The sequence below is a fragment of the Pedobacter nutrimenti genome (assembly GCF_032678445.1).
GTDB classification, from domain to species: domain Bacteria; phylum Bacteroidota; class Bacteroidia; order Sphingobacteriales; family Sphingobacteriaceae; genus Pedobacter; species Pedobacter nutrimenti_A.
The window spans coordinates 1-19313 of the sequence record NZ_JAVTSQ010000008.1 but is presented as its reverse complement, the minus strand read 5'-3'; the positions used below and the strand labels follow the sequence as shown (position 1 = coordinate 19313).

14 protein-coding genes and 1 pseudogene are annotated in these 19313 nt (G+C 40.2%); 4 read left to right on the top strand and 11 right to left on the bottom strand.

From position 1 onward, the window contains the following. Window positions 1-6 precede the first annotated feature (6 nt). The 8 genes and pseudogenes from R2S08_RS15325 to R2S08_RS15290 all read right to left on the bottom strand — a co-directional run bounded on the left by R2S08_RS15325 (window position 7) and on the right by R2S08_RS15290 (window position 11052). Window positions 7-1176, bottom strand: coding sequence for a DUF1735 domain-containing protein (locus R2S08_RS15325; RefSeq protein WP_316835965.1), 1170 nt, complete (start codon window positions 1174-1176; stop codon window positions 7-9). Between the two features lie 44 nt (window positions 1177-1220). Further along, window positions 1221-3188 carry a RagB/SusD family nutrient uptake outer membrane protein gene (locus R2S08_RS15320; protein WP_316835964.1) on the bottom strand — a complete coding sequence of 656 codons (1968 nt, stop codon included), beginning with the start codon at window positions 3186-3188 and terminating at the stop codon, window positions 1221-1223. Between the two features lie 42 nt (window positions 3189-3230). Continuing rightward, window positions 3231-6692: a TonB-dependent receptor gene (locus R2S08_RS15315; protein ID WP_316835963.1), complete on the bottom strand. Its 3462-nt coding sequence runs from the start codon at window positions 6690-6692 to the stop codon at window positions 3231-3233. Between the two features lie 41 nt (window positions 6693-6733). Next, the gene (locus tag R2S08_RS15310) at window positions 6734-7888 is read right to left on the bottom strand and encodes a FecR family protein (protein ID WP_316835962.1); all 1155 of its coding nucleotides are present in this window, start codon (window positions 7886-7888) and stop codon (window positions 6734-6736) included. Between the two features lie 71 nt (window positions 7889-7959). Continuing rightward, the gene (locus R2S08_RS15305; protein WP_316835961.1) at window positions 7960-8505 is read right to left on the bottom strand and encodes an RNA polymerase sigma-70 factor; all 546 of its coding nucleotides are present in this window, start codon (window positions 8503-8505) and stop codon (window positions 7960-7962) included. Between the two features lie 194 nt (window positions 8506-8699). Next, window positions 8700-8858 (bottom strand): annotated as a pseudogene (glgC, locus tag R2S08_RS15300) (glucose-1-phosphate adenylyltransferase); the annotation flags it as partial. Window positions 8859-9435: 577 nt separating this feature from the next. Beyond that, the gene (locus R2S08_RS15295; RefSeq protein WP_316835960.1) at window positions 9436-10182 is read right to left on the bottom strand and encodes a TlpA disulfide reductase family protein; all 747 of its coding nucleotides are present in this window, start codon (window positions 10180-10182) and stop codon (window positions 9436-9438) included. A 219-nt stretch (window positions 10183-10401) separates the two neighbouring features. Further along, window positions 10402-11052, bottom strand: coding sequence for a DUF6266 family protein (locus tag R2S08_RS15290; RefSeq protein ID WP_316835959.1), 651 nt, complete (start codon window positions 11050-11052; stop codon window positions 10402-10404). Between the two features lie 302 nt (window positions 11053-11354). Between R2S08_RS15290 and R2S08_RS15285 the strand changes: the two genes are divergently transcribed. The 4 genes from R2S08_RS15285 to R2S08_RS15270 are packed head-to-tail and all read left to right on the top strand — an operon-like array spanning window position 11355 to window position 15546. Then, on the top strand, window positions 11355-12638 hold the full coding sequence (locus tag R2S08_RS15285; protein ID WP_316835958.1) for a hypothetical protein: 1284 nt from the start codon (window positions 11355-11357) through the stop codon (window positions 12636-12638). A gap of 3 nt (window positions 12639-12641) precedes the next feature. Further along, window positions 12642-13097, top strand: coding sequence for a Rieske (2Fe-2S) protein (locus tag R2S08_RS15280; RefSeq protein WP_316835957.1), 456 nt, complete (start codon window positions 12642-12644; stop codon window positions 13095-13097). Beyond that, window positions 13094-14158 (top strand): imelysin family protein, encoded by a 1065-nt coding sequence (locus R2S08_RS15275; protein ID WP_316835956.1) that lies wholly within the window; start codon window positions 13094-13096, stop codon window positions 14156-14158. Before R2S08_RS15280 ends, R2S08_RS15275 begins: the two co-directional genes overlap by 4 nt. Beyond that, window positions 14158-15546, top strand: coding sequence for a di-heme oxidoredictase family protein (locus R2S08_RS15270; protein ID WP_316835955.1), 1389 nt, complete (start codon window positions 14158-14160; stop codon window positions 15544-15546). Before R2S08_RS15275 ends, R2S08_RS15270 begins: the two co-directional genes overlap by 1 nt. Window positions 15547-15766: 220 nt before the next feature. Here R2S08_RS15270 and R2S08_RS15265 read toward each other — a convergent pair whose 3' ends face one another. The 3 genes from R2S08_RS15265 to R2S08_RS15255 form a co-directional block, all read right to left on the bottom strand. Then, entirely contained in the window at window positions 15767-15943 is a 177-nt protein-coding gene (locus R2S08_RS15265) for a hypothetical protein (RefSeq protein WP_316835954.1), read from the bottom strand. 515 nt (window positions 15944-16458) lie between these two features. Then, a complete protein-coding gene (locus tag R2S08_RS15260; RefSeq protein WP_316835953.1) occupies window positions 16459-18054 on the bottom strand; it encodes a DUF3843 family protein in 1596 nt (531 codons plus the stop codon). Between the two features lie 35 nt (window positions 18055-18089). Next, window positions 18090-18746 carry a hypothetical protein gene (locus R2S08_RS15255; protein WP_316835952.1) on the bottom strand — a complete coding sequence of 219 codons (657 nt, stop codon included), beginning with the start codon at window positions 18744-18746 and terminating at the stop codon, window positions 18090-18092. Window positions 18747-19313: the final 567 nt, after the last annotated feature.

Sequence of the window (19313 nt, the reverse complement as noted above, 5' to 3'; positions counted from 1 at the left end):
TTAGCGTTATTTTCCATCAATAGGCAACCAATAATTATAACCAGATTGTCTTACAAACTGCCAGTTATGAGGTGCAGGCCAGTTACCAACATCCCGGATATTCAGATTATCATCAATATAAGTCAAAACATCTGTATAATCAGATCCGATTACATTTTTATAATGCACTGTCAGGGTTTTCGTTTTAGGGTCATAGGAATTATCGAAACTGCTATTCTGAATGGTAGAATAGCGGAAAGTTGCCGCCGGAAACTTAGGGTCATTCGCAGGCAAAGGTTCCATGGTATAAGTACCGTAAACTTCATTGTTCAAATAGAGCTTGTTATACATCCAGCCCGCACTATGTAGCCCAAACACCTCAAAGCTCCATACACCTGTTCCCCAGATCATAAATTGACCCTTATCCTTGGGATCATTACTCAAACGGGTAACATATTTATAACTGTAAAGCACCCCATTGACATTGTTCTCTGCAGCATTGCCTTGCAGACGTGCAGAATGATAGCGTCCCTCCGGAAGTTGCGGAATCGGGAACCCAGACCAATTCACAATCTTATTCTTATCTACAATCATATTTGCTACCATAAAATTATGATACAAACGGCTGAGATCAGTCTCACCAGATTTCACAATATTTAATGGAAAAGCAAAATTATTGTAAGTATCTATCTTACTGCGTTGTATGGGAACAGAAAAGATCAATGCACTCGATGAAGTCCCCTTTTTGATCGTCACCATAAAACTTTTTGAAACCGGATCATAAGGTACATTGACCCTATAAAGAGATGGGTCCGGGATATAATAGGCCGTATTATTTTCCACATTAAAGTCTGATAGCGCCTCATTGTCGAAAACTACTTTTACAAGGATATCCTTATCTGCAGACAATGAGCCGCCAATACCCACCTTAAATTTTATATCCACCTGACCATCTTTTAAGTCCTCAATCAGTTTTACATCATAATTATCATTAAGGATTTTCAACGTATCGTTAAACGTATAAGCCTTCAGGTTAGTGATTATCCGCTCAGTTGCTGAAGTGGATTCGCCACTAATGATATAGAGTTCTTTTTTGTAAAACTCTTTGTTTTCAAAGTCTAATTTACCACACGACAAGCAACATAGCAGCGTCAATATGGAGAAAAGGATAAGACATTTATTCGTTAATATTTTCATCTAAATAATTTATTTCATCATTAATATTGAACAAAGATTTAACACTACCAGCCTGGATTTTGAATCAGTTCCCCCCAGTGGTTGGAAACTTCTACATATGGTAGGGGAAAGAAATAATTCTTCTTCTTAAAGGAATATCCGTCAATAATTGTACGATCGTAAAAGCTGATGTCCGTGACCTTATAGTTCATCCCATATACAGATCCACCAACGCCGGCAGAATTACCCCAGACATCCCTTTGCGTATCCTCCGCATCTTTCCATCGACGCATATCAAAGTACCGTTTACCTTCAAATGCCAGCTCCACCAAACGCTCCCGCTTAATCCATTTACGAACGTCCTCCTTCGATCCCTGCGAATAACCTGGAAGACCGGCCCGATACCGTACCAGATTAAGGTATTTCAAAATATCTGGGTTCCCCGGCTCCGTTTCATTCAACGCTTCGGCATAAGAAAGATACACCTCGGCCAATCTATAGACCGGATACTGTTTTTCAAAAGACCCTTCAATCCGCATATCACCATCGTTGATGTATTTAACAATCGAATATCCCGTTCTTACCGAAGGTCTGTCCGTTTGAATGTATCCATCAGCAGTCTCCGCCCGGTAATCAACATAATAATAAGGATCGGTCTTATCATCCTGCTTAAATCCACGGCCATGGAAACCAATCGTTGCGTAAAAGCGCGCTTCCCTGTTCAAAACCCGGTTAGGAACAGCCGGATAGACATTCCCATTTAGAAAATTAGTATGGACAGGCGAACTGGTATTACTTCCGTCTCCCAGTATATACAATCCATCTGCTTCCCTGGATGTTGAAACATCCTTGTACAACTTTTGGTTCTCCTCCTCGATCGTCCTCCCATTGTTCATAAAAAACCCATCAACAATCTTTTGAGTGACAGATATGCGTCCCGTATACAAAGCGTTAGAAGCTTTGTGCCCTCTTGGCCAGCCCAAAGCCGTCAAATTATAATTCTGGTTTGGCCTGGACACCTGCCAGATCACTTCAGAATTCCAATAGTCATTTCCCCCACTGAACAATGCTTTAAACGAACGGTAAGGATCTATATTGGCAGGGCCATTTGGCCAAGGCACATTATTGCCCGGAAAGTCTCCTAATGGCACGGTCTGGTAGCCATTATTAGCAGGGAGCGTGAAAAGCTGATATTGGTTCAGATTAATGATTTCTTTATAAGCCGCTGCCGCTTTTGCCCATTTGCCCTGGTCATACCCAATTCCAAAGAAAGGTTTTCCCTCAGAGTCTACAAATGAGTTATATTCCGGATTACCATTTACCAAAGGGCTCGCAGCCCAAAGGAGTATCCTTGCCTTTGTAGCCATAGCAACTGCCTTAGATGGACGACCCAAATCTGATGACAGGATATCAGCCTGACGGGGTAAATCCTGTCCAGCTTTATCCAACTCAGCCACTAGAAAATCTACACATTGCTGAAGAGAGGCCCTCTTGGTCGGATAATTTCCTGAGGCATAGTCGACGGTTTTATCTACAATGACAAACGGCCCATATATCTCCAATAGGAGTGAATAATAATAAGCCCTCAAAAACCTGACATCTGCCTGATAGCCCAATACCTCTCCTGTCTTTAGCAACTTATCATTAGCCAGATGGGAGTTTTCCAGAAAAAGGTTACAGGTACGAATGGCCTTATAGAATTTGGTCCAGTAATTCAATTCCCCGGGTAAATTATCCGAATTATACTTATTCTGCGATAACAGCAAGGGAGCGTAAGTATCAAGTCCTGCATGTCCCTCATCTCCTGCACCACTGAATGGCCAGCTTGAATGGAGTTCCGTAAAATTTGGAAGATCACCATAGCATGCCGCCCAGGCTTGACGTATATCCTTTCTTGAATTCCAGATATCGTTCAAGTTATTCACTTCATGTAGATATTCTTCTGCATCCAGGTACTTCTTACAGGAAAGCAAATTAGCCACCAGAAGCAGTGCGGTCATAAAACCAAATATTTTTATCGCTAAGTATTTCATTACGCTTTGTTTAATGTTTATATTCATGTATCGACCTCTGATTTACAGTTTAAACTTAACATCAAGCCCCACAGAATAGGTACGCTTGAGGGGATAGGCATAGGAAGATGTCTGTTCCGGATTCCAATCCTTAAACTTGGAAAAAGTAGCCAGGTTATCGCCTCTTCCGTAAAAATAGATACTCTTAAAAGGTAGTTTTGAATCAGATGGAGTCCAGGTATAACCTATTTCCATATCAGCAAGACGTACATATGTGGCTTCCCTGGTCCAGAAAGTAGATTGCTGTGCGTTATTTGTATTGTCTGACCCCACAGCCAAACGAGGATAAGTTGCATTAGGGTTTTCAGTTGCTGTTGTACCAGAATAAGAAGCCGGCGTCCAGTGATCATTATAAGTAACTTCATATATTGCGCCTTTGCTACCATTCGCGTTAAAAGGAATGCGGCCGTCGCGAAGCATTCGGAATAGATCAGCTTTACCAATAAAGCGTGTTGCAAATGTCCAGTTTTTATAGCTGATATCTATAGCCAATGAATAAGTCCATTTAGGTATTGAACTTCCCAGCCACACCCTGTCTTCTGGCGTAATAACCCCATCACCGTTAATGTCCTTATATTTGATATCTCCGGGAAGGACCGTATTCCAGGTTTGCACAGGGCTATTGTCTATATCTGCCTTATCTTTAAATAATCCCAAAGCTATATAATCAAGATCCCGTCCATAATCCAGGCCTATACCACTTTGATAAGGCATTTTTGGATCTAACTGTCCATTCTCCACAATGGTATTTTTATTATACGTAAGAATTCCCCGGATATAATTAATTCTAAAATCGCCATAATTTTTGGTGTACAGTACATCCAGGTCAAAACCATCAGAATACATTTTTCCTAGGTTTGCCTGAGGTACAGCTGGCAGGCCAAGTGTAGCCGGAAGACGGTTCAGGTCGATCAACTGATCCTCCCGCGTATTCCTAAAAATATCGAGTACTGCCTTGAATTGATTGAACAAGCCAATCTCCACTCCAAAATTCAATTTCTTGTTTTTATCCCAGGTCAGTCCAAGTTGTTCAAGTCTCGATTCTCCAACTCCCGGAATATTCTGGCCACTATAAGCTGTACCTCCAAAACCAAAAGTATATCCATCAGTTGGTCCTGTAGAAGCTAGATATCCAAATCGGGAGGCGCCTCCTGTAGAACCAACAATACCATACGACCCTCTCAGCTTGAACATATTGACTACATTTTTGATTCCACTCCAGAATTTCTCTTCCGAAATTAACCATCCGGCTCCCACAGAGGGAAATGTAGACCAGCGTTTATCAGGTGTAAACATCTGTGATCCGGAAGCTCCGAAATTGATATCGGTAAAATACCTGTTTTTATAACCCAGTGTCATCCGGCCTGCGATAGACTGTTCACGTAATGGAAGTGCATTAATCAGAAGCTCCCCCCCTGTTCCACCCGGCACATCTGCCATATATTCCCGCTGTTTGTATAGGGCAAGACCTGTTACCGCGAAATCGTTACCAAAATTATGGGCGTAATTAAGGCTTCCCTGAACTTCGACCGTCCGGCTTCCCGAAGGCGGCGTCGCTACAAATCTCATTTTGTCGTCCAGGTCTGGTGTAGTATTAATGGTGACCAGATTGCCTTGCTCATCTCTTCCAGTTCCCATATAGCTATTGACAAAATCTGGCCGGTGCCTTTGATAATCCTTGATGTACTGATGGGTATAATCATTTATTTTTGAAAAGGCAGCTATTCCGTTAAAAAACAAACCTTTGAGAGCAAAATCAAGCTTTTGGGTAATGTTCAGATTGGTGGACATGACGTTTGAATAGTTGCGGATGAACCCCGTTTTATTCAACAAAGAGAAGGGATTAACTGCCCCATCCGATTCTTCCGGCGCAGTACCATTGGAATACTGTGTTGGAAAAAGCGTAGGATTGATTTCGTTAATGATGTTCAGAATATTAGATGTTCCCTGACCAGGCTCGGTTGTGGTATTGTACCTCCCGTCAAAACCCAGCCCTAATGTAGTGGTTGGACTGATATCTGCCTTTAAATTGGATCTGAAATTGAACTGACTATACTTGGCATTCGAGTTGTACTTCTCGAGGTTCCCCCGGAACATCCCGTCTTCTAAATAGTAGCCTCCAGACATATAATAGGTCACGACATTACCCCCTCCACCGATATTAAAATTGCCTTTATGCGAAAGATTATTAGGTTTGATCAGCGCATTGTACCAATCAACATTGGGATAAAAATCCATATCATTGTCTCCGAATTTAGCAATGATGTCATCCGAATATGGCTTTTGCTTTCCACGGACCACATATGCTTCATTCTTCATTTTGGCATATTTTACAGCATCGATCCAATCGGGTTTGTAAGTTGCATTGTTGACAGAGGTGGATAAAGACATATTCACACTGGGCTTTTGAGATATCTTCCCAGTCTTGGTTGTAATTACAATAATACCATTAGCCCCCTCAAGTCCATAGACAGCCGTAGCCGATGCATCCTTAAGAATGGAGAAACTCTCGATATCATTTGGATCTACATCGTCAATATTTCGTTTCAACCCATCAATAAGAACCAACGGATCAGAACTTCCCCTTACAGAATTAATTCCGCGTATAATAAAATTAGCACCGTCTTTACCCGGCTGACCTGAACTTTGGCTAAAAGAAACCCCGGCAACCCTTCCAGCCAGTTGATTGGTCAGCGAACGTGTCGGTGCAATAAGCTCTTTCGGGTCTACCGTGCTGATGGCCCCTACTACGCTAACTTTCTTTTGTACACCGAGTGCAACTACAACAACCTCATCCAGATCGCTGTCACCCTTTTTCATCACCACCTTTAGCTGGGTAAGATCATACTCCGTTTTGGTCGCTATATCTATGCTTACCTCCTGGTAGCCTACCGAAGAAAAAACAAGGATAGATTTTTCAGGGACATTACTCATGCTAAATAAACCTTCTGCATCGGTTATCGTACCAAATAAAGCATTTGCTTTTACCCTTACTGAAATATTAGAAAGTGGTTCTCCTTTTTCATCGGTTACTTTACCTGAAATCTGTCCCACCCGTCCCGCTTTTGATGCTGCTTTTACAGGCTTAGAAGGCGCTTGTTCTGGCTTTATGACAATAGTACCGTCATAGATCTGATAAATAAGCCCCTGCTTTGCGAGCAATTTATCCAAGGCAGAAGACAAAGATTCATCCTTAAAAGAAATACTGACCGGGGTTGTATTTTTCAGTATTGTTTCCTTATAAATAAATCGATAACTAGTGGCCTTCTGTATAGCTGCAAAGGCCGTTTCAAGTGTCGCATTTTTCAATTCCAGCGTTACTGTCTGACCAAAGCTTTTTGAGGAAATGCTCACCAAGGTCAGCAATGTAAGAAAGACCGTCAATCTCATCGTAAATAAGGTTCTGTGCAAGCGATAACGATATCGCATGAAACCTAAATTTTGGGCACTAAGAATTCTATCCATATCTTTGGATTGGTTTGTGGTTTATAGTTGGTTGGTTGGTTTTATTTCACAATTAGCTTATTCTTTTCAATGACGCACCGATATCCAGTCAGGTCTGACAGTACCTTACAGACAGCTTCAATAGATTCGCTTCTCCGAATTCCTCCCCGGTAACGGTCATTACCAGACTTGACCTGCACATCTATATCAACTTTATACCACCTCGATACTTCACCAAGGATATCTGTCAAATTCTTACGGTCAAAATAAAAATACCCGTCCTTCCACGATAAAGCTTCTTCCAGATCTGCTAACTTGACCTGGAGATCACCCTGTCCGCTGGTGATTTCATATCCTGCATCGATTATTTTAGACTGTCCGCTTTCCCTCACTTTAATACGGCCTTCTGTTAATATGGTTTTTATCCTTTTTCCAGCCAGATGTGTATTGATATTAAAGGCCGTTCCCACTGCTTCTACTTCCGTACCGTTCACCCTAACTTTAAAGGGATGAATATGATCCTTTGCAACTTCAAAGTACACCTCCCCTTTCATACTTACAATTCTTTCCTTACCAGTAAAGGCAGATGGGAATTCCAGTTCCGATTCCGCATTCAACCAAACTTTAGTCCCATCGGCCAGCTGGATATGATAAGTTCCTCCTCTGGGGACTTCAAGCTTATGGATATGTACTTCCTGGTCAGGGCCGGTTGAATAAGCAATATCATTATTATGGATATGGAGAGAGGTCTTTCCATCAGCGATGGTCTGAGAAGAATTTTCATCCAATAAGACCTTGCTTCCATCAGACAGGGTCAACACAGCCATATTCTTTCCCGGGGAGATTTTTTGTGCAGCCAGAGCCGTATGTGCAATGGATTTTCTTTCCGTTCCATATCTGAATATAAGACCTCCGAAAATAACAGCCAATAAAATAGAAGCCGCCACTGCCCACCAATTTTTTAAGTTATTTCTTTTGGATTCCCTTCGTTCCAGTTTATTTAAAACAAGCTTCCATTCTACCTCCTTATCCAGATTATGATAGTAATTTAACCGCTCTTCAACCTCGTCCATTTTCAGTCCACGATCATTCAGCCAGTTTTCCAGCTCTGGAAAATCGGTTATCATATTCTTCAATTCCTGAAGTTCAGCTTCAGATATCTGCATTTGTACAAAAAGGGAAATAAGTTCTGCTGCTCTAAAATGTGTCGAATCCATGTAGTACTATTAATTTATATTCCTCATCTTATTACTAAGACACTCAAGGCTGTAAAAAGGATGAAAAGATTTTAAAAAAAGAATGGAAAAATAACTTTTGCTGTTTTATAGACAGGAGACAACCGTTCCCTTAACAGCTTAAGAGCCCTTTGCTTATGTGTTTTGACTGTATTGACCGATACATTAAAATTTTCTGCAATTTCCATATTCGACTTCTCATCAATATAAGATAATCTGCAAACATCCTGACAAACCTTTGGAAGGGAATCAACAGCTTTATGTAAATCGCCCACAAGTTCAGCATAGATCAGTGCATCTAATAAGGACTGATCTTCATAATCTTTATAATTACTAAACTCCATGTAACTGTTTGCGACTTTTTCTCTGCGAAGGTAATTTAAGGAAGCATTTTTAACTGTTGTATACAGATAGCTTTTTTGAGCATTCCCATTATCCTGAAGCTGACCACTTCTTTCTAATAGTTTGACGAATGCATCCTGTACAATATCACGCGCCGCCTCATCACACTTTAGAATTCTCCACGAGAACTCTACAAGTGACACATAGTATTGTTCAAACAATACCTGAATTTCGTTTTTTCTAAATGACGGCGTCATTTGTTTTGAATCTTTATGGAAAAATTATTTTTATAGGTCTACACCAGGCCCAGCGTCCGTAAAACAATGATATAAAAAATTTTGATATAAAAAACAATAATATAAAATAAATTTTAGTGAAGAGATGCAAACCATTAACCATTAAGGCGAGCGGCATTAAAAAAAGGGTGAAAGAAAATAAAACCATTTTTCTTTCACCCTTTTTTTTTAACCACCACAATGCCGTCCTTTACCGTATATAATTCGAAATCGCCATCTTCCAAATGAAATCCGCCGTCGATCTTCACATCGTCTCCAATCCGGCAGTTCTTATCGATTATGGCATTGTGGATATAACATCTATCACCAATACCAAATCAATTTCAATAAAAGCTATTTTAAGTTCCAATATCGTTTAAAAAGGACCCAAATAAGCAGAAGCATTAGTCCTAGTGATATTGACAACAAATAACATTTCCAAAAGTCCAGGGGCACGAATAGGTATTTAGCTACGAAGAATATCACTGTAGAGCCAATGGCTACTCCCCAAAAGAAAGCAGAAAACATGAACAAAAACAATACGGCTTTTCCTCTCTTATTACCCCAGAAAGGTAACAGGAGAAAAATAGCAAACGGGAATAAGAAAGATGATATGACCAGAATGTATGTGCCCATTAATAATCAAGATAGTTTCTAATGGTATTTCTAAATATCTAAATCTATAATTTAAAGTTTAAAATACCTAATTTGAAATTTGTCTGATGATCTCATCAACTTATTTTTAATCTATACATCGACCATATGGGAATATTTGACCTCTTCCGAAAGAAACAGCTTACTGAACCCCTTCCGCCTGCCCAGGTAAAACAGCCTCAGCTGCTTTAAACTCATCTACAATAAGTAGAAATCGCCTATTCTTATGACCTGAGAACATAATGAAGCTTAAGATTGCTACTTCTCAAGAAGCTCCTTAATTATTTTAGTAAAAAGATTCTTTTCATCATCAATATTTATAGGAGTTCCACCACTCTCTAGTGGATAATTTCCTTCAATATATTTTAGCACTCCATTCTTATCAAGAAAAAGATTTTTGGGAATTGCATCTATTTTAAGTTCTCTCCTATATGCTTCAGCATTTTCCAAAACCACGAAATTAAAATCTTTATCCTTTAAAAAGTCCTTCAAATTGTCCGTTACGGCATTGTTTTCAGTAATGGAAATGAAGTTCATTTGATCCTTATATTTTTCTTTGAGCCTACTTAACTGGGGCATTTCTGCTATGCAGGGCCCGCAATAAGTCGCCCAAAAATTGATAAGGGTAGGTTTTCCTAAAAGCTGGTCTAGCGAAATTTCTCTTCCAGACAATTCCTTTAATTTGAAATTAGGGAGCTTTTTATTTAAGAGTAAAAAAGTAGAATCTTGTTTGTACACTAATTTGAAATCAGATGTTTCTTGTTCCGAACTTTTCTTGTTTATCTGAAAGCTAACATAATTAACGATTGTATCATGTTTAACCACTTTATGATAGATTACTGTTGTTACTGAATAAGTTGGCCCTAATGATCTTTTAACCGCTTCAAAGGATTTCTGTATATCAATTTCATTAAAAAATTTACGATTATTGAAGGTATATGTATTCTGTTGAGAAAAGCTTTTTTGAGATAGAAACACCAGAAATGCAAGGATTATTATTTTCATCAGTATATAATTTGTTTTTTAATGGAGATGAAGCTATCATGAGCATATTCATTGCTGTTTGCGAGCGTTTGCTCATGATGGTTTCATTTTATCGCCTTAATTTAATACCTAAGTTATCTTTTTTATTCATTTATAAAGTATGAATCTATTAATAAACCTAGTCCAGGTATCCCAAATAGCCCCCACGCCCCATTTAATTGGTGCCGTGGGGGCTAAAGATTAGGCGATCACGCCCACCAATCCAACATGCGCACTCACAGATACCAATTCTTTCTTTTTTAAAGAATTGAAACTGATGTAGCAATGCACATCATCGTCAGCGAAGCTAGCCGGTACCTGTAAGGTATACGTACCAGCAGATCTCGGCACCACATTCACTACTTTAACAAACTTAGCTTTCACAGGATTGTACACCAATATGGTAGCCATATCTGTCGCATCCAGCAATTTATCATCCGGATCCGCATGCAACCAGGAAAACTTCAGCTTAGCCGCCGGAAGAGATTCCACATCCATTCCATCTGGCAAAGCCAGTTTCCCATTACTGAACCTGATCTTAGCATAGTCCAAAGTAAAATTGGGCGAAACACCCGTAATCGCAGCGCTAATGTTGTACGATACCGCCACGTTCATCGGCGTAGCGATTTTACTCATCGACTTGTAGCCCGTAAACACCAGATCACTGATCCAACTTAGAAAGCCGGTCGTTAAACCAAATTTCAACTGCTGATCTTTTTGAGCCTGAGTAGGCGCTTTGCCACTGCTTCTAGGTAAGCCCCTGATCACATCAAGCGTTCTCCAATACGCACCTACAACACTGCCAGTTTTCTTGCGAAATCCACCAAGGATCCCTTGTCTTAATAGTCCCATGATTTTAAAATTTAAATGATTAAAAATTCTGTTAATTCGTCATGACGATACAAAGAGAAGTAAATTAAAAGACCTGTGGCAGTCCCGGGGGATACGGTACCGGAGAGGTGAAACCGGGTATAAACGGGCCCTGCACCAGTCTATATACCCTATTATTTTTAGAATATAAATTCTAAATACTTTCTACAACATCACTCTATAAGCAAAATTAATTTCTTAAACACATCTATAAATATCGGGGAGTAAGCATTTTAATCCTATTTAGTTAAATTTTAATTTTTTTATTCTTATTTATACCAATTATGAATAATAGAGATTACATTTGGCGCTTTAAATATTATATGGGCATAAAATTCTACTCCTCGATCTTTATTGTATCATTATCTATTTTCAGCTCACAAGCTTTTGGCCAGGTTCTTACGCCTGAAGACTCTTTAGCTGTAGGACTAATTAGAAAACAGCAAACCACCATTCTTTCAGGATATGGTGAAGCCAAATACAGCATCGACACCAAACGTCAAAGTGCGCAGGCCAGCTTAACACGTGTCGTACTCTTTGTGGGCCACAAATTCAGTAAAAACATTTCCTTTTTCAGCGAACTTGAAATGGAAAACGCCTTGGTTTCCGGGCCCAATTCTGACGAAGGAATATCTGGTAAAGGAAGCATTTCAATGGAACAGGCCTTCTTAAAATTCAACCTCAATCCAAACACCTATATCGTTGCCGGACTTTTTATTCCACGTGTAGGCTATATCAACGAAAACCACCTCCCTACCACCTTTAATGGTGTAGACAGACCTTACCTCGAAGAACAGATTATCCCTTCCACCTGGCGCGAAGTTGGTGTTGGACTATACGGACAGGTAAAAAATGTACAAGGCCTTAACTACAGTCTATCCCTAACCAACGGGTTGAACTCTTCCAAATTCAGCAGTGCGGGAGGTATTGTAGAAGGACGTCAGCTTGGACAAGCTGTTCAGGGGCTTAACCTGGGCGTCAATGCTTCCCTTTTGTATTACATTAAAGATTTTAGAATTCAAATGTCAGGTTATATTGGAGGCTCCACCTCAGAAGAAAAACGCGTAGCAGATAGTTTACAATTAAGCTCAGGCGCCTTTGGAAATCCGGTCATGTTAGGAGAAGCCAACGTATCTTATTCAAAAAACGGTGTCTCTGTCAGAGCCATTGGAACAGTAGTTTCCATCAAAAATGCCAAAGAAATAAATCGTGCCTACGCCAATAATACACCAGAACTGATGTATGGCGGTTACGGAGAATTAGGTTATGATCTGTTATACAACAGGTATCACAACGAAAAAGCCCTGATCGTTTTTGGCCGTTATGAATATGTAAACCTCGACGGAAAAGTTCCGGACAACGGAATTTCAAATGACGCGAACCGCAAACAATATATTGTAGCCGGATTAACCTATAAACCTATACGTGGTGTAGCCATTAAAGGAGATTATACCCGCGTTATAACCGGAGATTTCAATCAGGCACTCATTGTTACCCCCTTCCCAAGACAAGTTTTCTATTACAAAAACGACGGCTTCATCAACCTGGGTATCGCCTATAACTTCTAAGCTATGAAAAACGCCATTACCATGAAAAGCAGACGGGATTTTATTAAAACAGGCTGCATTGCATGCATGGGCCTAACCGGCATGGCCAGTTTACTGGAGGCTTGCTCTGCCCCTTTGCAAGTTGTTAAATTAACAAACCCATCTGGCTCCAACCTGCTCACTGTACCCCTCAGCAAATTTACCGATCCGATCAAAATGGTCCTGGTTAGAAGCGCAGCCGTAGATGACGATATCCTGCTGGTTAAAAATGGAGAAAGCTACCGCGCACTACTCATGATGTGTACACATGAAGGTGTAGCCTTAACAGCAACCGACAGTAAAATTTACTGCAATGCACATGGCAGCCAGTTCGATTTTGCAGGCAACGTAACCAAAGAACCCGCACTCAAACCCCTCAAACAGTTTAAAACAGAAGTCATAAACAATTCCATCAACATATATCTCAATCAAAAAATATGAAGAACACGTTCAAAGCATCGTTATTTTTAACGATCCCAATGGTCCTTGCAGCCTCTTCCTGTAAAAAAAGCAACTCAGACGACACCCAGCAAACCAGCACCTTAAAAGCTCAGATTCTGGCCGACGTCTCTGCAAATGTATGCACCTCCTCTTACCAGGACATGCTGGATAAAGCCAATGTACTGCAAAGTGCAGTTACTGCTTTAACCACTACACCTACAGACGCCAACCTGACCTCTGCACGCACGGCATGGAAAAACATGCGGGTAACCTGGGAAGAAACCGAAGCCTGGCTGTTTGGTCCGGTAGAAGCCGATAAGATCGATCCGAGAATTGATACCTGGCCGGTAGACTTTACGCAGCTTGACCAAATCCTGAAGAGCAACGATGAACTTACAGAAGCTTACGTAGATAATCTTGACGATGCATTAAAAGGATTCCACCCAATTGAGTACCTCCTGTGGGGACAAAACGGAACCAAAACCGCTGCATCTTTTACCGCCAGAGAAAAAGCTTATCTGACCAGTCTGACTCAAAACCTGGTAAAACTGACCACCAGTGTTAGAAATACCTGGTCTAATGGTTACAACAAACAACTGGCCACCGCAGGTGCCGGATCTACAGAATTCACCACACAACAGGCAGCTTACGTTCAGCTGGTAGATGCCATGCACGACATTTGCGAAGAAGTAGCCAACAGTAAAATGAAAGAGCCTTTTGATAGCCAGGATGCTTCTAAAGAAGAAAGTCCGTTTGCAAAGAACTCCATTATCGATTTCACCAATAACATCAAAGGAATCATGATCATGTACCAGGGTAATTTTTCTGTAGATGGAAAAGGAATTGAAGATCTGGTTCGTGCAAACAACCTTTCCTTAGATGCCGAAATAAAAAGCAAATATGCAGCTGCGATTGCCGCCCTGGGTACTTTTTCCGTTCCATTTGGGCAGGCCATCGTATCAGAGCCAACTAAAGTACAGAACGCCATGACAAAAATCAATGATTTTGCAAGCACATTGGACGAAAAACTAAAGCCATTTATACTTCAGCAAGTTAAATAATGAAAAGAGCAACACAGGCAGTCCTGGTCATTTTGTGTATCGTCATTTTTCTGCAGATTGCCTGCAAAAAAGCAGACACGATTATTGACAACCTGGAATCCGAATGGTTAAACGGAGGAAGTCAAACCGCATTTGACCAGGGCAGCAGTTCTTTCTCACACATGTTCAGTGGAATGTCCGCTCTTCAAAACCGCGTACACGAAGTTGGAGACGGACAATTCTCCGCAACGTTTGTAGCTGCCCCTGCCCCTTTAAATCCAGGACTAGGACCAATCTACAACAACGTAGCCTGTGTTTCCTGTCATGTATCCGATGGACGTGGTAAAGTTCCCGGTACGGGTGAATCTGCAGCAAACATGCTGTTCAGGATCAGTCTGCCCGGGATTGGTGAACATGGCAACCCGGTTCCGATTCCCGGTTTTGGAGATCAGCTGCAAAGCCGAAGCGTACTTACCGCGGTACCAGAAGGCGATGTATCTATTAATTATACAGAACAGAGTTACAACTTTGCAGACGGTGATACCTACAGTTTAAGAACACCACATTACACTTTTATTAACCTTTATATGCCCATGCCATCCAATGCCCTGCTCTCACCAAGAGTTGCCGCACCGGTGTTTGGCTTAGGTTTACTGGAAGCCGTGAGTGAAGAAGATATTCTTAAAATGGCCGATCCCAATGATGCCAATAAAGACGGCATAAAGGGCCAGGCAAACTATGTATGGGATGTACTGAACCAGAAAAAAGTACTGGGTCGTTTTGGATGGAAAGCGAATCAGCCCTCCATCTTACAACAGGTCGCTGCCGCGTACAACGGAGATATGGGCATTACAAATTACCTGTTTCCAAAAGAAAGCAGTGAAGGGCAAACACAATTCAGCAGTCAGCCAGGCTCCAAAACCTACGAACTGGCAGACAGTTTACTCTATAGCGTAGAATTTTACGTAAAATCACTTGCTGTACCTGTACGAAGAGACATTACTAATCCGGCAGTAGTGAGAGGTAAGGCCCTTTTTACCCAAACCGGTTGTATCAAGTGCCATGCCGCGGATTTAAGAACCAAGGTGAATGTGGCCTTTCCACAGGTGAGCAATCAGCTCATTCATCCTTTCACCGATTTACTACTTCATGATATGGGTGATGGACTTGCCGATAACCGTCCTGATTTTCTGGCCTCGGGTAAACAGTGGAGAACAGCACCATTGTGGGGCATAGGGCTTACCCAAAAAGTAAACGGACATACCAATTTTTTACATGATGGAAGAGCAAGGAATTTAATGGAAGCAGTTATGTGGCATGGTGGTGAAGCCTTAGCCGCTAAAAACAATGTTGTTCAACTGTCCAGAAGTGACCGGGCTTCTTTAATTGCATTTTTAGAATCCTTATAATTAAACTAAGTACCCACACCATACCAGGTCTGCACCCTTTCCAGTCTGCACCCAAGAAAAATAGGTTTTCTGATCTAGCTGAACCTTACAGGTTCTGAGGCTTGATCATGAAAACCTATTTTTCACCCCTAACTAAATTCCTCGTCCAGCAATTTTCCTTTAGATATTTTTGCCATGATATTTTTATTTGTTAGTAATAGATTTAGTTTTAAAACGGCCTTTATAGCGTTTCTATAGCCAGGTTACTGCGGCAATAAGCCCTTATAGGCATTTCCTTAAGGATCAATAGCCATTTCATCGAATACAATACGAATCTAACCCCTATCCAATACCTAGCTGGTAGCCATCTGCTGTAGGCCGGAAAAAAGCCAAAGATTCCTTTTTTATACGTCCCCATAATTCAAATTTTAAAGTGTAAAACAAACCCCACAAACCAAATGTAAACACCTAAAAAACAAGAACCTACCACCCAGCATACAGTGAATGGTTTTGAATAGAATTGAAAAGAAATTGAATGGATTTCCTAATTCAAATGTACGTTGGCGCCCTAACTCATGCATATTTCCCATGTTCTTTAAAAGACGATCTACAGTTGAAGAAGCTCCCATAACATTTAATTTACTTGGACGAATTCTATTAAGTTATCTATTCTACTCATCATGATTATTCAATTGTGAATAAGATAACCATCTTTAAATATTCAAATATAGCAAGAGCCAATTACAAATATCACAATTGTGATAAAATATATCTTTTACACATCCTCATCGCTTTGCAGAAAGAACAGTAAAAGTTAATATCACGCCCCCCCTCCAGTCTGCACCCAAGAAAAATAGGTTTTCATGATCAAGCCTCAGAATCTGTAAGATTCAGCTAGATCAGAAAACCTATTTTTCACAACAAACCAGATCTCTAATTAAAACCCAGTTTAGAAGGCATAACCCTTGGCTGCTTAAGAGGTCTATACTCCGAAGGCGCATATATCCTCAATAAAGCCTCCAAATCCTTATCCCGTTGCATAGTCCATTCCGAAGAATTTCCTCCAGTTAACAAAACAGCTTCAGACCTTAAAGAACGCCATACATGCTCAGGAAATAACTGATTTAAAAACAACCGCCTTTCACAACAATCATACACACTTTCCAGTGTAGACATAGCAGCCAGATTATCATAATAAGACGGAATTATCGTTAATGGCTCGTCAGGCAAAACAAACACACCAATATCAGACATAACCGGTAAATGATCAGCCCTAAGAGGCACAGGCCTATCCTTATTCGCATCTGCACGGCCCTCCTTTACCGCTACATCAAACTGCCATTGATGAAATTTATTCATCGCCTCTCTAAATTCCACTATAGTCTTGTAAACCAAAATCCCTTCCCCAAAGAAAGCCAAATTCCCTTCCGCTTCAATTTTAGTATAGCTCTTCAATTCTTGCTGATACGTTACAGAATGTTTTTTATACTCATACTCATTTTGCTTATTCATCCAGAAAATCTCATCCTTATCCCGCTCATGACCACAAACACCAACAATCATATAACTATTTTGCCACCGGTACAAGGTTGTTCCCCAAAACTTCTCTTTTCCAAGTCTATGACCCAAATTACCCACACCTTCTTTTATAATTGGAAATACCTCATCCGTCAAACTATGTCTAAAAAAGAAATGCTTCTCATCTGCATCAAAAAATTCAAAGATCCCAGATATCAAATACTTAGTATTTCTAAATCCAATTGTTTTTTCCTCCCCACATCCAAGACTGCTCGCCAGAATATCAACAGGAAACAGACCAGACAAACAACTATTCAAGCCATACATCTTCTTTTCCAGCTCAGAAAAAAGATTCATATCAAAATACTCCTTAGGCAATGTTGCGCCACCGTGTTCTCTAAGTAATTTCTCCTGGGCCTCGCGTTTATGCTTAAACTCATATCCAAACAAATAGCCATCATAAGCAAACCAAGTCAAAATACGCTTAAAATCTATCGGCTCTGCATCAGACATTAAATATTGCTTATAAAAATCTGTGAACGGTATTTCTTCAATCTGATCTAAATGATCAAATACCCTTTCCCTCAATACAATAAAAAAATCTTCAGAAGGAAAAGACTCCGTCTGGCCAGTTTTCTGCAAAAACACCAAATAAACAAAGGCTAGATAATGGATATCAGCCGGATGAATATCCTTGCAATCTTTCCATTCCCCCAGCTGTTCCTTAGAAAAAAATGGAACACGCTGCCCGTACAAAACTTCATGCTCCTTAACTACCGCAGCCCAAAAACCTATTCCATTTACCACATCCTCAAAATATGAAGTCAACACATAGGCCAGTTCCCGACATTGGAACATATTTAAAGGGCTCTGATTAAACAGAGAATGATCAGAAAGAATAAGGAACACATCCCGACATATCTTCAAATAAGGCAAATCATATGAAGGATTATTCTTGTAAGGTTTCCTCGAAGAAAACCAGGTCATAGAGACAGTTGATTCAGCAAACATAGTTTAAATATTAATTAGGTAAAAATCAGTTCCACTTATTCCTTAGGCAAAATCCCCTGCTCAATTAACCTCATCCTGCAACGCTGTAAATAATCAGCAGACATCAACAGATAACTGGCAATATATTCATCCCGAATGATCCTGATATGCAATAACCCAGGAAACATTCTATAAAAATGCAGCACACTATCCTCACCCCCTTTGCGGATCATTTCATCACGAAACATCTCCTTGTCTTCAAAAGAAGCAAGCGTTAACCGTGCCAGCTCATCCATCCCGGGAATAGTCTTATACCCCGTTTCCATTTGGCTATGAGTGATTTCCAACAAATAAGCATCCTCATAAACCTTAATACAGTACCCCGCTTTAATGCAGTTCATAAAACTATTTCCAGCAACAATTTGCCCCGGACCATAGATCCGCAAAACACTCAACTTACCTTCAGCATTAAAGTAGTACACAATAATATATCCGCTAGAAATAAAATAAGCCTTATCAATAATCGTATCCTGCTCATGGAGATTATGCGTTAACCTACAATACCTCGCCTGCATTACACTTTCAAGATAATCCTCCAGATGATCAGGCAAAGGATTTTTAACCGCCTGTAGTGTTTCAATAAGCCATTTAAAAGCTTTCGCGTTCATGGGAACAATGCTGCTTGGCTGTTTTTCATTCTTAGGTAAAGACATAGTTGAGAGTTTATTTTTTGTAAATCTCAGCCTAAAGAAATCAGTAAAAAAGCCCCCCATCTAAAATCAATAATTTTTAAAGTATACCTCACCAAAAAACATATAAAATTCCAAAAAACAAGAAAATAACCAAACTAAACAGTATAAAATTTTGTTAAAAAAATCAAAATTTTGCAAAAGCAACTAACCGACAATACCCAAACCAAGGCTAACCAAGCCGCAGAAAAGGTTTGGATATTTACTTTAATTCGAAAAATAAAAAGGTAACTGGGAAGCGTATACATATAAGAGATGTTAAATTTGGTATACGCAAAACTAAAGAACACCTAAAAAAAAATTCTCCCCCCACGGTCTGCACACCCTCCAGTCTGCGCCCAAGAAAAATAGGTTTTAATGATCAAGCCTCAGAACCTAAAAGATTCAGCGCGATCAGAAAACCTATTTTTCACAAAGAAGACTTCAAATAAAACCACTGGCACCTGCAAGCAACTAACCGACAACACCAAAGCCAGGGCTAACCAGGCCAAGAAAGGCAGCAGTGTTTATTTTAATTCGAAATGTAAATGA

What these genes read in the sequence shown, in the direction of transcription:
- R2S08_RS15325 (WP_316835965.1), bottom strand. Translation starts at nt 1,176, where the DNA reads ATGAAAATATTAACGAATAAATGTCTTATCCTTTTCTCCATATTGACG.
- R2S08_RS15320 (WP_316835964.1), bottom strand. Translation starts at nt 3,188, where the DNA reads ATGAAATACTTAGCGATAAAAATATTTGGTTTTATGACCGCACTGCTT.
- R2S08_RS15315 (WP_316835963.1), bottom strand. Translation starts at nt 6,692, where the DNA reads ATGGATAGAATTCTTAGTGCCCAAAATTTAGGTTTCATGCGATATCGT.
- R2S08_RS15310 (WP_316835962.1), bottom strand. Translation starts at nt 7,888, where the DNA reads ATGGATTCGACACATTTTAGAGCAGCAGAACTTATTTCCCTTTTTGTA.
- R2S08_RS15305 (WP_316835961.1), bottom strand. Translation starts at nt 8,505, where the DNA reads ATGACGCCGTCATTTAGAAAAAACGAAATTCAGGTATTGTTTGAACAA.
- R2S08_RS15295 (WP_316835960.1), bottom strand. Translation starts at nt 10,182, where the DNA reads ATGAAAATAATAATCCTTGCATTTCTGGTGTTTCTATCTCAAAAAAGC.
- R2S08_RS15290 (WP_316835959.1), bottom strand. Translation starts at nt 11,052, where the DNA reads ATGGGACTATTAAGACAAGGGATCCTTGGTGGATTTCGCAAGAAAACT.
- R2S08_RS15285 (WP_316835958.1), top strand. Translation starts at nt 11,355, where the DNA reads ATGAATAATAGAGATTACATTTGGCGCTTTAAATATTATATGGGCATA.
- R2S08_RS15280 (WP_316835957.1), top strand. Translation starts at nt 12,642, where the DNA reads ATGAAAAACGCCATTACCATGAAAAGCAGACGGGATTTTATTAAAACA.
- R2S08_RS15275 (WP_316835956.1), top strand. Translation starts at nt 13,094, where the DNA reads ATGAAGAACACGTTCAAAGCATCGTTATTTTTAACGATCCCAATGGTC.
- R2S08_RS15270 (WP_316835955.1), top strand. Translation starts at nt 14,158, where the DNA reads ATGAAAAGAGCAACACAGGCAGTCCTGGTCATTTTGTGTATCGTCATT.
- R2S08_RS15265 (WP_316835954.1), bottom strand. Translation starts at nt 15,943, where the DNA reads ATGGGGACGTATAAAAAAGGAATCTTTGGCTTTTTTCCGGCCTACAGC.
- R2S08_RS15260 (WP_316835953.1), bottom strand. Translation starts at nt 18,054, where the DNA reads ATGTTTGCTGAATCAACTGTCTCTATGACCTGGTTTTCTTCGAGGAAA.
- R2S08_RS15255 (WP_316835952.1), bottom strand. Translation starts at nt 18,746, where the DNA reads ATGTCTTTACCTAAGAATGAAAAACAGCCAAGCAGCATTGTTCCCATG.